A 12,792-nucleotide genomic window follows, 5' to 3' on the forward strand; every position below is an offset into this window, starting at 1 on the left:
GGTCAACCGGCAAGGTGTTAAATTGATCACGTTTTAGACCATTTTTTCGTCGCTACCACCAAAAATGATAAGGGCGAAAAAGGGTAACGGTTATCTTTTTGAAATACTGCGGGTCCGCTGTTATTCGTGTTTTGAATAGCTTGCGACACCCGGAAACATCAGGCGATACGTCTTGTACCTCTATATTGAGACTCTGAAACAGAGACTGGATGCCATTAATCAACTGCGTGTGGATCGCGCGCTTGCTGCCATGGGCCCTGCTTTCCAGCAGGTATACAGTCTGCTGCCGACATTATTGCACTATCACCATCCGCTGATGCCTGGCTACCTTGACGGTAACGTTCCCCAGGGCATTTGCCTTTTCACGCCTGATGAAACCCAACAGCATTACCTGAACGAGCTGGAACTCTACCGCGGCATGCCGCCACAGGAGTCTCCAAAAGGTGAACTGCCGATTACCGGCGTTTACTCTATGGGGAGCACCTCATCGGTAGGGCAAAGCTGTTCTTCGGACCTGGACATCTGGGTCTGCCATCAGTCCTGGCTCGATAACGACGAGCGTCAGCTGCTGCAACGCAAGTGCAGCCTGCTGGAGAGCTGGGCGGCCTCGCTCGGCGTGGAAGTAAGCTTCTTCCTGATTGATGAAAACCGTTTCCGCCATAATGAAAGCGGCAGTCTGGGTGGTGAGGACTGCGGCTCGACTCAGCACATCTTACTGCTGGATGAATTTTACCGTACTGCTGTGCGTCTGGCCGGGAAGCGTATTCTGTGGAATATGGTCCCTTGCGAAGAAGAAGAGCATTACGATGACTACGTCATGTCGCTTTACGCGCAGGGTGTACTGACGCCAAACGAATGGCTGGACCTCGGCGGCCTCAGCTCTCTGTCAGCCGAAGAGTACTTTGGCGCAAGCCTCTGGCAGCTCTATAAGAGTATCGACTCACCGTACAAAGCGGTGCTGAAAACGCTGCTGCTGGAAGCCTATTCCTGGGAATACCCTACGCCGCGCCTGCTGGCGAAAGATATCAAGCAGCGTCTGCACGACGGGGAGATCGTCTCCTTCGGGCTGGATGCTTACTGCATGATGCTGGAGCGCGTGACCGAATACCTGAAAGCCATTGATGACACCACGCGTCTTGACCTGGTGCGTCGATGTTTCTATCTCAAAGTCTGTGAGAAATTGAGCCGCGAGCGCGCCTGCGTGGGCTGGCGTCGTGAAGTGGTCAGTCAGTTAGTGAAAGAGTGGGGATGGGACGAAGCGCGTCTGTCCATGCTCGACAACCGGGCCAACTGGAAAATCGATCAGGTGCGTGAAGCGCACAACGAACTGCTCGATGCGATGATGCAAAGCTATCGTAACCTGATCCGCTTTGCGCGCCGTAACAACCTCAGCGTTTCCGCCAGCCCGCAGGACATCGGGGTATTGACCCGTAAGCTGTACGCCGCGTTTGAAGCGCTGCCGGGCAAAGTCACCCTGGTTAACCCGCAGATTTCGCCAGACCTGTCAGAACCGAACCTGACCTTTATCTACGTGCCGCCGGGCCGCGCAAACCGCACCGGGTGGTATCTGTATAACCGTGCGCCAAGCATGGACTCAATCATCAGCCATCAGCCGCTGGAGTATAACCGCTACCTGAACAAGCTGGTGGCCTGGGCCTGGTTTAACGGCCTGCTGACCTCGCGCACGCGCCTGTTTATCAAAGGTAACGAGGTGGTAGATCTCGCTAAGCTGCAGGAGATGGTCGCGGATGTGTCGCACCACTTCCCGCTGCGTCTGCCTGCCCCAACGCCGAAAGCGCTCTACAGCCCGTGCGAAATTCGCCATCTGGCGATTATCGTCAACCTGGAATACGACCCGACGGCGGCCTTCCGCAATCAGGTGGTTCATTTTGACTTCCGCAAGCTGGACGTCTTCAGCTTTGGCGAGCAGCAAAACTGCCTGGTGGGCAGCGTCGATCTGCTGTACCGCAACTCGTGGAACGAAGTGCGTACCCTGCATTTCAACGGCGAGCAGGCGATGATCGAAGCGCTGAAAACGATTCTCGGCAAGATGCACCAGGATGCCGCACCGCCGGACAGCGTTGAGGTGTTCTGCTACAGCCAGCACCTGCGCGGTTTAATTCGTACCCGCGTGCAGCAGCTGGTTTCTGAGTGTATCGAACTGCGTCTCTCCAGCACCCGCCAGGAAACCGGACGCTTTAAAGCGCTACGCGTCTCCGGCCAGACCTGGGGGCTGTTCTTCGAACGTCTGAACGTGTCGGTACAGAAGCTGGAAAACGCCATCGAGTTCTACGGCGCGATTTCGCACAACAAGCTGCATGGCCTGTCGGTGCAGGTGGAAACCAACCACGTTAAGCTCCCGCAGGTGGTGGACGGATTCGCCAGCGAAGGGATTATTCAGTTCTTCTTTGAAGAGTCGGGCGACGATGCCGGGTTCAACATCTACATTCTGGATGAAACCAACCGCGCCGAGGTGTATCACCACTGTGAAGGCAGTAAAGAGGAGCTGGTGCGCGACGTCAGCCGCTTCTACTCCTCTTCGCACGACCGTTTCACCTATGGCTCAAGCTTTATCAACTTTAACCTGCCGCAGTTCTACCAGATTGTGAACGTCGACGGTCGTACGCAGGTGATCCCGTTCCGCACCCAGGCCGTAACGCCTGCCGCGCCTGCCAATCAGGACACCGCGCCGCTGTTGCAGCAGTATTTCTCCTGAGCCTTTTCGCTCGCCCAGTGGCGGCTACGCCTTACCGGGCCTACAACAGCTCGAACCCGTTGGCCGGGTAAGCGCAGCGCCACCCGGCAACAAAACTATCTGAAACTCACAGCCTCACCCGCCTGCGCGGTCGCCGCCTGTTCCAGCAGATCCCAGAACGGTACGCCGCTACGGTCGCAAACCCATTCCCCGTCCTTCAGATCGAAATGATAGCCGCCCTGTTTCGCGGCCAGCCACACCTGGTGAAGCGGCTCCTGGCGGTTAATAATAATTTTGCTGCCATTTTCGAAGCTCAGGGTCAGAATGCCGCCGTTGATTTCACAATCGATATCGCTGTCGCCGTCCCAGTCGTCAAGACGCTCTTCGATGGTCATCCACAGGTTGTCGGCAAGGCGATGGAATTCACTGTCGTTCATGGTTTTGTTCCTGTTTTTCGTGATGCCGGCAGTATAACCCTAAATAATTCCCGTTGCAGGAAAGCGGCAAACTCTTGCTTTTGTGTCTTCTCCTGCGATGATAGAAACAGATTTGAACTTACGGGCTACTTTATAATGAAAAACGCTTTCCGAACGCTTGCCGTTCTCATCTCGCTGTTTAGCCTGACTGGCTGCGGACTGAAGGGACCACTGTACTTCCCACCTGCGGATAAAACCGCGCCGCCGCCGACGAAACCCGTGCAAAGCGGCATTGAGTCCACCACGCCAAATACTAACGATCGTGGCGACAACGGTGGCCCGACTCAGGTTAATCTCTGACGACAACGTTCTGTACCCGCGCAATGGAGCAAATGATGCAGTTCTCTAAAATGCATGGCCTTGGCAACGATTTTATGGTCGTCGACGCGGTAACGCAGAATGTGTTTTTCTCCCCGGAACTGATCCGTCGCCTGGCGGATCGGCATCTGGGCGTGGGGTTCGATCAGCTGCTGGTGGTCGAGCCACCGTACGATCCCGACCTCGATTTCCACTACCGTATTTTTAACGCGGACGGCAGCGAAGTTAACCAGTGCGGCAACGGCGCGCGCTGTTTTGCCCGCTTTGTCCGCCTGAAAGGGCTGACCAACAAGCGTGATATTCGCGTCAGCACGGCCAATGGCCGCATGGTGCTCAGCGTCACCGATGATGAGCTGGTGCGCGTGAACATGGGCGAGCCTAACTTCGAGCCCTCCGTCGTGCCGTTTCGCGCAAACAAAGCGGAAAAGACCTATATTATGCGTGCGGCCGAGCAGACAGTATTGTGCGGCGTCGTCTCAATGGGTAACCCTCACTGCGTGATTCAGGTTGATGATGTGGAAACCGCCGCGGTCGAAACGCTCGGCCCGGTGCTGGAAAGCCACGAACGTTTCCCGGAGCGCGCGAACATCGGCTTTATGCAGGTGGTGAAGCGCGAGCACATTCGCCTGCGGGTTTACGAGCGCGGCGCGGGCGAGACGCAGGCCTGCGGAAGCGGTGCCTGTGCTGCGGTGGCCGTGGGCATCTCTCAGGGGTTACTGGCAGAAGAGGTTCGCGTGGAGTTACCGGGCGGTCGGCTTGATATCGCCTGGAAAGGACCGGGTCATCCACTGTATATGACTGGCCCGGCGGCACATGTCTATGACGGGTTTATCCATCTATGAAACAACCAGGGGAAGAACTGCAGGAAACAGTGACGGAACTGGACGACAGAGCTGTTGTTGATTATCTGCTGCGCAATCCTGAGTTTTTTATTCGTAATGCACGCGTCGTCGAAGAGATGCGCGTGCCGCATCCGGTTCGCGGGACCGTGTCGCTGGTCGAATGGCACATGGCGCGCTCGCGCAACCACATCAATCAGCTAGAAGAGAACATGACGCTGCTGATGGAGCAGGCCAGCACCAACGAAAGCCTGTTCTATCGTCTGCTGCATCTGCAGGCGCGTCTGGCGTCGGCGCACAGTCTTGACGAGTTCCTCAGCCGCTTCCACCGCTGGGCTCGCGAGCTGGGGCTGGCGGGCGCGACGATTCGTCTTTTCCCTGACCGCTGGCGCATTGGCGCACCGTCGGGGTTCACCCATCTGGCGCTCAGCCGTCAGGCGTTTGAACCGCTGCGCATTCAGCGTCTGGGCCATGAGCACCACTATCTGGGGCCGCTGAACGGGCCTGAGCTGCTGGTGGTGTTACCGGAAGCCAAAGCGATTGGCTCGGTGGCGATGTCGCTGATGGGGCGCGATGGCGATCTGGGAGTCATGTTATTTACCAGCCGCGATGCGCATCACTATGAGCAGGGGCAAGCCACGCACCTGCTGCAGGAGATCGCCCTGATGCTGCCCGAGCTGCTGGAGCGCTGGATTGAGCGCGTATGATGGACGGACTGCTCGCCACTGACGTCTCGCGCTTTCTGCGCTATCTGGGCGTGGAGCGTCAGCTTAGCCCCATTACCCTGCTCAACTACCAGCGTCAGCTTGATGCCATCATGCAGATTGCCGACGACATCGGCCTGAAAAGCTGGCAACAATGTGACGCTGCGACGGTACGCGGGTTCGTCGTGCGTAGCCGTAAAAAAAATCTCAGCCCGGCGAGCCTGGCGCTCAGGCTCTCAGCGCTTCGCAGTTTCTTCGACTGGCTGGTCAGCCAGGGGGGCTTAAAAGCCAACCCGGCAAAGGGGATCGCCACGCCGAAAGCGCCGCGCCATCTGCCTAAAAATATCGACGTCGACGACGTAAACCGCCTGCTGGATATCGACCTTAACGATCCGCTCGCCGTGCGCGACCGCGCGATGCTGGAGGTGATGTACGGTGCCGGGCTGCGTCTGTCCGAGCTGGTTAATCTTGATATCAAACACCTCGATCTGGAGTCCGGTGAAGTGTGGGTAATGGGTAAGGGCAGCAAAGAGCGCCGCCTGCCGATTGGCCGCAATGCGGTTTCCTGGATTGAGCACTGGCTTGACCTGCGCGGGCTGTTTGGCAGCGAAGAGGATGCGCTGTTCCTGTCGAAGCTCGGCAAACGGATCTCGGCGCGTAACGTCCAGAAGCGCTTTGCGGAGTGGGGCATTAAGCAGGGGCTGAACAGCCACGTTCACCCGCACAAGCTGCGCCACTCCTTTGCGACACACATGCTTGAGTCGAGCGGCGATCTGCGCGGCGTGCAGGAACTGCTTGGCCACGCGAATCTGTCGACCACACAAATTTATACCCACTTAGACTTCCAACACCTTGCCTCGGTGTATGACGCGGCGCATCCACGCGCCAAACGGGGGAAATAATGCGTTTTTACCGCCCACTTGGTCAGATCTCAGCCCTGACGTTTGACCTTGATGACACCCTTTACGACAACCGCGAGGTGATCCTGCGTACCGAGCAGGAGTCGCTGGCGTTTGTGCAGAACTACCATCCCGCGCTGAAAGCGATACAGAACAAGGACTTTCAGAAGCTTCGTCAGTCCCTGCGGGAAACCGAGCCGGACATTTACCACGACGTGACCGAATGGCGTCGTCGTGCGGTCGAGCAGGCGATGCTCAATGCTGGCCTGAGCGCGCAGGACGCGGCCATCGGTGCCGAAGCGGCCATGGAAAACTTTGCCAAATGGCGCAGCCGTATCGACGTGCCGCAGGAGACTCACGACACGCTGGCGAAGCTTGCCGAAAAGTGGCCGCTGGTGGCCATCACCAACGGCAATGCCCAGCCCGAGCTGTTTGGCCTCAGCGATTACTTTGAATTTGTGCTGCGCGCGGGCCCGCAAGGGCGAGCGAAGCCGTTTAATGATATGTACCATCTGGCGGCGGATAAGCTTAACCTGCCGCTGGGTAACATTCTGCACGTGGGGGATGACCTGACCACGGACGTGGCCGGTGCTATTCGCTGCGGGATGCAGGCCTGCTGGATCAAGCCGGAAAATGCGGAGCTGATGACCGCAACCGACAGCCGTCTTCTGCCGCACGTGGAAATTTCACGGTTGGCATCCCTCACGACGCTGATATAATCACCAGTAATATTGTATAAATTACCAGGGGTTTGCAGTTGTAGGCCCGGTAAGCGAAGCGCCACCGGGCGCTTCGCTGTGTTCCTGAATACTATGTGACGGTGCCAATGGACGTTTCTTACCTGCTCGACAGCCTTAATGACAAACAGCGTGATGCGGTTGCCGCCTCGCGCACCAACATGCTGGTGCTGGCTGGGGCGGGCAGTGGTAAGACGCGCGTGCTGGTTCACCGTATCGCCTGGCTGCAGAGCGTGGAGAACTGCTCCCCGTACTCCATCATGGCGGTGACGTTCACCAACAAGGCGGCAGCAGAGATGCGCCACCGTATCGCCCAGCTGATGGGCACCAGCCAGGGCGGCATGTGGGTTGGCACCTTCCACGGCCTGGCGCACCGCCTGCTGCGCGCGCACCATATGGACGCCAACCTGCCGCAGGATTTCCAGATCCTCGACAGCGAAGACCAGCTCCGCTTGCTGAAGCGCCTGATCAAGGCGATGAACCTCGACGAGAAGCAGTGGCCGCCGCGTCAGGCGATGTGGTACATCAACGGCCAGAAGGACGAAGGGCTGCGCCCGCACCACATTCAGAGCTTCGGCAACCCGGTCGAGCAGACCTGGCAGAACGTTTACAAGGCCTACCAGGAAGCGTGCGATCGCGCCGGCCTGGTGGATTTCGCCGAGCTGCTGCTGCGCGCCCACGAGCTGTGGCTCAACAAACCGCACATCCTGCAGCACTACCGCGAACGCTTCACCAATATCCTGGTGGACGAATTCCAGGATACCAACAACATCCAGTACGCGTGGATCCGCCTGCTGGCCGGTGATACCGGCAAGGTGATGATCGTGGGCGATGACGACCAGTCGATCTACGGCTGGCGCGGGGCGCAGGTAGAAAATATCCAGCGCTTCCTCAACGATTTCCCCGGCGCGGAAACCATTCGTCTGGAGCAGAACTACCGTTCAACCAGCAACATCCTGAGCGCGGCCAACGCCCTGATTGAAAACAACAACGGGCGTCTGGGTAAAAAGCTGTGGACCGACGGCGTCGACGGTGAACCGATTTCGATTTACTGCGCCTTCAACGAGCTCGACGAAGCCCGCTTCGTGGTGAACCGCATCAAAACCTGGCAGGACAACGGCGGCGCGCTGGAGCAGTGCGCCATTCTCTACCGCAGCAACGCCCAGTCGCGCGTGCTGGAAGAGGCGCTGCTGCAGGTGAGCATGCCGTACCGCATTTATGGCGGCATGCGATTCTTCGAACGTCAGGAAATCAAAGATGCGCTGTCGTATCTGCGCCTCATTGCGAACCGTAACGACGACGCGGCGTTTGAACGCGTGGTCAATACGCCGACCCGCGGGATTGGCGACCGCACGCTGGACGTCGTGCGTCAGGCCTCGCGCGATCGCCAGCTGACGCTGTGGCAGGCGTGCCGCGAGCTGCTGCAGGAAAAAGCGCTCGCCGGACGTGCCGCCAGCGCATTACAGCGCTTCCTTGAGCTGATTGACGCTCTGGCGCAGGAAACCGCCGACATGCCGCTGCACGTGCAGACCGACCGGGTGATTAAAGACTCCGGCCTGCGAACCATGTACGAGCAGGAGAAAGGCGAGAAGGGCCAGACCCGTATTGAGAACTTAGAGGAACTGGTCACGGCAACGCGCCAGTTCAGCTACAACGAAGAAGACGAAGATCTGATGCCGCTGCAGGCGTTCCTCTCCCACGCCGCGCTGGAAGCGGGTGAAGGGCAGGCGGACACCTGGCAGGATGCGGTTCAGCTGATGACACTGCACTCCGCCAAAGGCCTGGAGTTCCCGCAGGTGTTTATTGTCGGGATGGAAGAGGGGATGTTCCCGAGCCAGATGTCGCTGGATGAAGGCGGACGTCTGGAAGAGGAGCGTCGTCTGGCCTACGTGGGCGTGACGCGCGCAATGCAAAAGCTGACGCTAACCTACGCCGAAACCCGCCGTCTGTACGGCAAAGAGGTTTATCACCGTCCATCGCGCTTTATAGGCGAACTGCCGGAAGAGTGCGTGGAAGAGGTGCGTCTGCGGGCGAGCATCAGCCGTCCGGTCAGCCATCAGCGCATGGGCTCGCCGATTGCGGAAACCGACACCGGCTACAAGCTAGGCCAGCGCGTGCGCCATTCGAAGTTTGGCGAAGGCACCATTGTGAATCTGGAAGGCAGCGGCGAGCACAGCCGTCTGCAGGTGGCGTTCCAGGGGCAGGGGATCAAATGGCTGGTGGCGGCCTATGCGAAGCTGGAAACAGTCTAACATTCAGAAAAATATCATTATTTTGTAATAATCTGCTAGCCTTATACAGCGAAGGTCAATTAATGCCCTTCAGCGTTCCGTTGCGTGTTGACGCCATAGTTATAGCTGGCGTAACATGCGCGCACGATTACGCTAAGAGGACATTCGCCTTGGACACACCCAGTAGATACTGGCTCAATTCCCTGTCATCCAGGAACAACTCCTAAGGCTATCTCCTCTTGCTGATGGCCTTAGTGGTTGTCAGCGACCTGCATTATTCCCGTCGCGCTGAGTCAGGCTGTTTAATGGTCTGAAACCCAATTTGTTTCTGTGTGCCCACCGAACTGTCCGATATTTTTTGCATTGGGAGTCCCGGTCATGTTGAGCGCATTTCAACTCGAAAATAACCGACTGACTCGGCTTGAAGCCGAAGAGTCACAGCCCCTCATTGATGCCGTATGGGTGGATCTGGTCGAGCCGGACGACGATGAACGCCTTCGCGTACAATCTGAACTGGGGCAAAGCCTGGCAACCCGCCCGGAACTGGAAGACATCGAAGCATCCGCGCGTTTTTTTGAAGACGAAGACGGTCTGCATATTCACTCCTTCTTCTTCTTTGAAGATGCGGAAGACCACGCGGGTAACTCCACCGTGGCGTTTACCATTCGCGACGGCCGTCTGTTTACCCTGCGCGAGCGCGAGCTGCCGGCATTCCGCCTCTACCGCATGCGCGCCCGCAGCCAGGCAATGGTGGACGGTAACGCTTACGAGCTGCTGCTCGATCTGTTCGAGACCAAAATTGAACAGCTGGCGGACGAAATTGAAAACATCTACAGCGATCTGGAAAAGCTGAGCCGCGTGATCATGGAAGGCCATCAGGGCGATGAATACGACGAAGCGCTCTCCACGCTGGCGGAGCTGGAAGATATCGGCTGGAAGGTGCGCTTGTGTCTGATGGATACACAGCGCGCGCTGAACTTCCTGGTGCGCAAGGCACGTCTGCCGGGCGGTCAGCTGGAGCAGGCGCGGGAGATTTTACGAGATATCGAATCCCTGCTGCCGCACAACGAATCCCTGTTTCAGAAGGTGAACTTCCTGATGCAGGCGGCGATGGGCTTTATCAACATCGAGCAGAACCGCATCATCAAGATCTTCTCGGTGGTGTCCGTGGTGTTCCTGCCGCCGACGCTGGTGGCGTCCAGCTACGGGATGAACTTTGAGTTTATGCCGGAGCTGAAGTGGAGTTTTGGCTACCCGGGGGCGATTATCTTCATGATCCTCGCGGGGCTGGCGCCGTATCTCTATTTCAAACGCAGGAACTGGCTGTAAAAATCTGGCGGGTGGCGCTGCGCTTACCCGCCCTACGATCGAATTCCCTCTCCCAGTGGGAGAGGGTTAGGGTGAGGGCAACATCACAACCCTTTGCGCACCCTGCGCTGGGTATAAATCGCATCCGCAACAAAGATTGCCAGCGCCACCCAGATAAAGGCGAACGTCACCATCTTATCCGCCCCCGGCACCTCACCGTAGAACACCACCGCCAGCAGGAACATCAGCGTCGGGCCAATGTACTGGAAGAAGCCCAGCGTGGAGAGACGCAGGCGCGTCGCGGCACCGGTGAAGCACAGCAGTGGAATGGTGGTCACCACGCCCGCCGCCATCAGCATCAGGTTCAGCGACCACGGGTTGCTGCCCATATGGCTGGTGGCGCTGTCGGCGATGCCGAAGAGATAAATCGCCGCCACGGGCAGCAGCCACAGGGTTTCAAACAGCATCCCCGTCTGCGCTTCCACCGCAATCTTCTTACGCACCAGGCCGTAGAACGCAAAGCTGAACGCCAGGCCGAGGGCAATAATCGGCAGCGAGCCGAAGGTCCAGAGCTGCACCAGTACGCCGCAGAAGGCCAGAATCACCGCCACCCACTGCATCCGGCGGAAGCGCTCACCGAGGAAAATCATCCCCAGCACGATATTCACCAGCGGGTTAATGAAGTACCCCAGGCTCGCTTCGAGCATGTGATGGTTATTCACCGCCCAGATAAACAGCAGCCAGTTGCCGCCAATCAGCACCGCGGAGAGCGCCAGCAGGAAAATCTTTTTCGGGGTTTGCAGCAGCGTTTTGACGCCCGACCACTGACGGCTGAGGCTCATCAGTGCAATCATAAAGAAGAATGACCAGATAACACGGTGAGTCAGGATCTCATCGGCCGGAACGTAGGCGATAAGCTTGAAATACGCCGGGGCGATACCCCAAATAAAATAAGCGGCAAGGGCGAGTAAAACGCCCTGCCGCGTCTGTTTAGCATCCATCGGGAAAATCCGTTACAAAAAAGTGAATTAATTTTACCCGATTTTGCCGCCTCAACCCACCATATAAGTGGCGGTTGCGCTGGCGATATATACCTGCTCTTCGTTGTGTAATTCAACGCGCGCCACGGCAACTTTATTTCCCGCGCGCAGCAGGCTGCTGGTACAGGTAAAGCGATTTCCGCGCCCCGGGCGAAGATAGTCGACGCGCAAATCAATGGTGCCCATGCGCGCCAGACGCTGGCGGAGTTCGTCTTCGTTGATGGTGTCATGGCGGGTCAGCGTGCTGCCCACGCAGACCAGACCTGCCGCCACGTCCAGCGCGGAGGCAATCACGCCGCCGTGCAAAATACTTTGCGCCCAGTTACCCACCATCATCGGCTGGTTGTTAAAGCTCAGCTGGGCAAAATCTTTCTCGTAACGCTCCAGCTCCAGTCCCAGCGCGCGGTTAAACGGCATATGGTAAACAAAAATCTCGCCCACGAGTTTTAACACTTCTTCGGCGGTAAGCATGGCTGACATGAGGCATCACATCCTTATTGTTAACGAAATGTTGATTTTATGCCTCAGCAATAAGGAATTCCACTTTCAGAAACGAGGATGCAGCAGTTGTCGCAGAAGTCTGTAGAATGTTCGCCACATAACTATTCAGCTAATTTTACTCTTTTGCAGGAGAACACCACCGATGCGGACGTATCTGGCCTGGTTACTGGCGGCGGTTGCGCTGCCCCTCACAGCATATGCGCAGGAAGCAACGATCAAAGAGGTGCATGATAAACCTGCCGTTCACGGTAGCATTATCGCGAACCTTCTTCAGGAGCATGACAATCCGTTCACGCTCTATCCGTATGACACCAACTATGTGATTTACACCCAGACCAGCGATCTCAACAAAGAGGCGATAAGCTCCTATAACTGGTCTGATAATGCGCGTAAAGATGAGGTGAAGTTCCAGCTCAGCCTGGCGTTCCCGTTCTGGCGCGGTATTCTGGGGCCGAACTCGGTGCTCGGGGCGTCTTACACGCAGAAATCCTGGTGGCAGCTGTCTAACAGCGGAGAGTCCTCGCCGTTCCGTGAAACCAACTATGAGCCGCAGCTGTTCCTCGGTTTTGCAACGGATTATGAGTTTGCGGGCTGGACGCTGCGTGACGTCGAAGTGGGCTTTAACCACGATTCCAACGGTCGCTCTGACCCGACATCCCGCAGCTGGAACCGTGCCTATACGCGTCTGATGGCGCAGAACGGTAACTGGATGGTGGAAGTGAAGCCGTGGTATGTGGTGGGCGAAACCGATGACAACCCGGATATCACCAAATATATGGGCTACTACCAGCTTAAAGTCGGCTATCAGTTGGGTGATGCTGTGCTCAGCGCCAAAGGCCAGTACAACTGGAACACCGGCTACGGCGGTGCGGAAGTGGGCTTAAGCTATCCAATGACGAAGCATGTCCGCATCTATACTCAGGTGTACAGCGGTTACGGCGAGTCGCTTATCGATTACAACTTCAACCAGACCCGCGTCGGCGTGGGCGTGATGCTGAACGATATTCTCTAGGCTGTTCGAATGTTTTTGCGTTAAACGTTGAA

General features: G+C 57.3%; 13 protein-coding genes. 10 read left to right on the top strand and 3 right to left on the bottom strand.

Going from position 1 to position 12,792, the window contains the following annotated elements:
* The first annotated feature begins 172 nt into the window (after positions 1 to 172).
* Entirely contained in the window at positions 173 to 2,716 is a 2,544-nt protein-coding gene (cyaA, locus tag M2422_RS15430; protein ID WP_023309629.1) for a class I adenylate cyclase, read from the top strand.
* 95 nt (positions 2,717 to 2,811) lie between these two features.
* Here the strand turns inward: cyaA and cyaY are convergent, their stop codons facing one another.
* Positions 2,812 to 3,132: an iron donor protein CyaY gene (gene cyaY, locus M2422_RS15435; protein WP_023333807.1), complete on the bottom strand. Its 321-nt coding sequence runs from the start codon at positions 3,130 to 3,132 to the stop codon at positions 2,812 to 2,814.
* A gap of 135 nt (positions 3,133 to 3,267) precedes the next feature.
* On the opposite strand from cyaY, the gene M2422_RS15440 reads away from it, so the two are divergent.
* The 8 genes from M2422_RS15440 to corA all read left to right on the top strand — a co-directional run bounded on the left by M2422_RS15440 (position 3,268) and on the right by corA (position 10,228).
* Positions 3,268 to 3,471 carry an LPS translocon maturation chaperone LptM gene (locus M2422_RS15440; RefSeq protein ID WP_048976899.1) on the top strand — a complete coding sequence of 68 codons (204 nt, stop codon included), beginning with the start codon at positions 3,268 to 3,270 and terminating at the stop codon, positions 3,469 to 3,471.
* A gap of 35 nt (positions 3,472 to 3,506) precedes the next feature.
* On the top strand, positions 3,507 to 4,331 hold the full coding sequence (gene dapF / locus M2422_RS15445) for a diaminopimelate epimerase (RefSeq protein WP_008501545.1): 825 nt from the start codon (positions 3,507 to 3,509) through the stop codon (positions 4,329 to 4,331).
* Positions 4,328 to 5,035 (top strand): DUF484 domain-containing protein, encoded by a 708-nt coding sequence (locus M2422_RS15450; RefSeq protein WP_023309626.1) that lies wholly within the window; start codon positions 4,328 to 4,330, stop codon positions 5,033 to 5,035. Before dapF ends, M2422_RS15450 begins: the two co-directional genes overlap by 4 nt.
* Positions 5,032 to 5,934 (top strand): tyrosine recombinase XerC, encoded by a 903-nt coding sequence (xerC, locus tag M2422_RS15455; RefSeq protein ID WP_064673086.1) that lies wholly within the window; start codon positions 5,032 to 5,034, stop codon positions 5,932 to 5,934. The genes M2422_RS15450 and xerC overlap by 4 nt, the downstream gene beginning before the upstream one ends.
* Positions 5,934 to 6,650 carry a 5-amino-6-(5-phospho-D-ribitylamino)uracil phosphatase YigB gene (yigB, locus tag M2422_RS15460; RefSeq protein ID WP_064673085.1) on the top strand — a complete coding sequence of 239 codons (717 nt, stop codon included), beginning with the start codon at positions 5,934 to 5,936 and terminating at the stop codon, positions 6,648 to 6,650. The genes xerC and yigB overlap by 1 nt, the downstream gene beginning before the upstream one ends.
* A gap of 107 nt (positions 6,651 to 6,757) precedes the next feature.
* Positions 6,758 to 8,920: a DNA helicase II gene (gene uvrD, locus M2422_RS15465; RefSeq protein ID WP_033146899.1), complete on the top strand. Its 2,163-nt coding sequence runs from the start codon at positions 6,758 to 6,760 to the stop codon at positions 8,918 to 8,920.
* A 149-nt stretch (positions 8,921 to 9,069) separates the two neighbouring features.
* Positions 9,070 to 9,126: a YsgD/CorL family protein gene (gene ysgD, locus M2422_RS15470; protein WP_212743980.1), complete on the top strand. Its 57-nt coding sequence runs from the start codon at positions 9,070 to 9,072 to the stop codon at positions 9,124 to 9,126.
* A 151-nt stretch (positions 9,127 to 9,277) separates the two neighbouring features.
* On the top strand, positions 9,278 to 10,228 hold the full coding sequence (gene corA, locus M2422_RS15475; RefSeq protein ID WP_008501540.1) for a magnesium/cobalt transporter CorA: 951 nt from the start codon (positions 9,278 to 9,280) through the stop codon (positions 10,226 to 10,228).
* A gap of 83 nt (positions 10,229 to 10,311) precedes the next feature.
* Here the strand turns inward: corA and rarD are convergent, their stop codons facing one another.
* Together rarD and yigI are read right to left on the bottom strand one after the other, a co-directional pair.
* Positions 10,312 to 11,208, bottom strand: a complete 897-nt coding sequence (gene rarD / locus M2422_RS15480) for an EamA family transporter RarD (protein WP_023309622.1) — start codon at positions 11,206 to 11,208, stop codon at positions 10,312 to 10,314.
* Positions 11,209 to 11,259: 51 nt separating this feature from the next.
* Positions 11,260 to 11,727: an acyl-CoA thioesterase YigI gene (gene yigI, locus M2422_RS15485; RefSeq protein WP_008501538.1), complete on the bottom strand. Its 468-nt coding sequence runs from the start codon at positions 11,725 to 11,727 to the stop codon at positions 11,260 to 11,262.
* Positions 11,728 to 11,890: 163 nt separating this feature from the next.
* On the opposite strand from yigI, the gene pldA reads away from it, so the two are divergent.
* The gene (pldA, locus tag M2422_RS15490; protein WP_023333803.1) at positions 11,891 to 12,760 is read left to right on the top strand and encodes a phospholipase A; all 870 of its coding nucleotides are present in this window, start codon (positions 11,891 to 11,893) and stop codon (positions 12,758 to 12,760) included.
* Positions 12,761 to 12,792 lie beyond the last annotated feature (32 nt).

This window comes from Enterobacter sp. SLBN-59 (assembly GCF_024807915.1).
GTDB lineage: Bacteria > Pseudomonadota > Gammaproteobacteria > Enterobacterales > Enterobacteriaceae > Enterobacter > Enterobacter asburiae_B.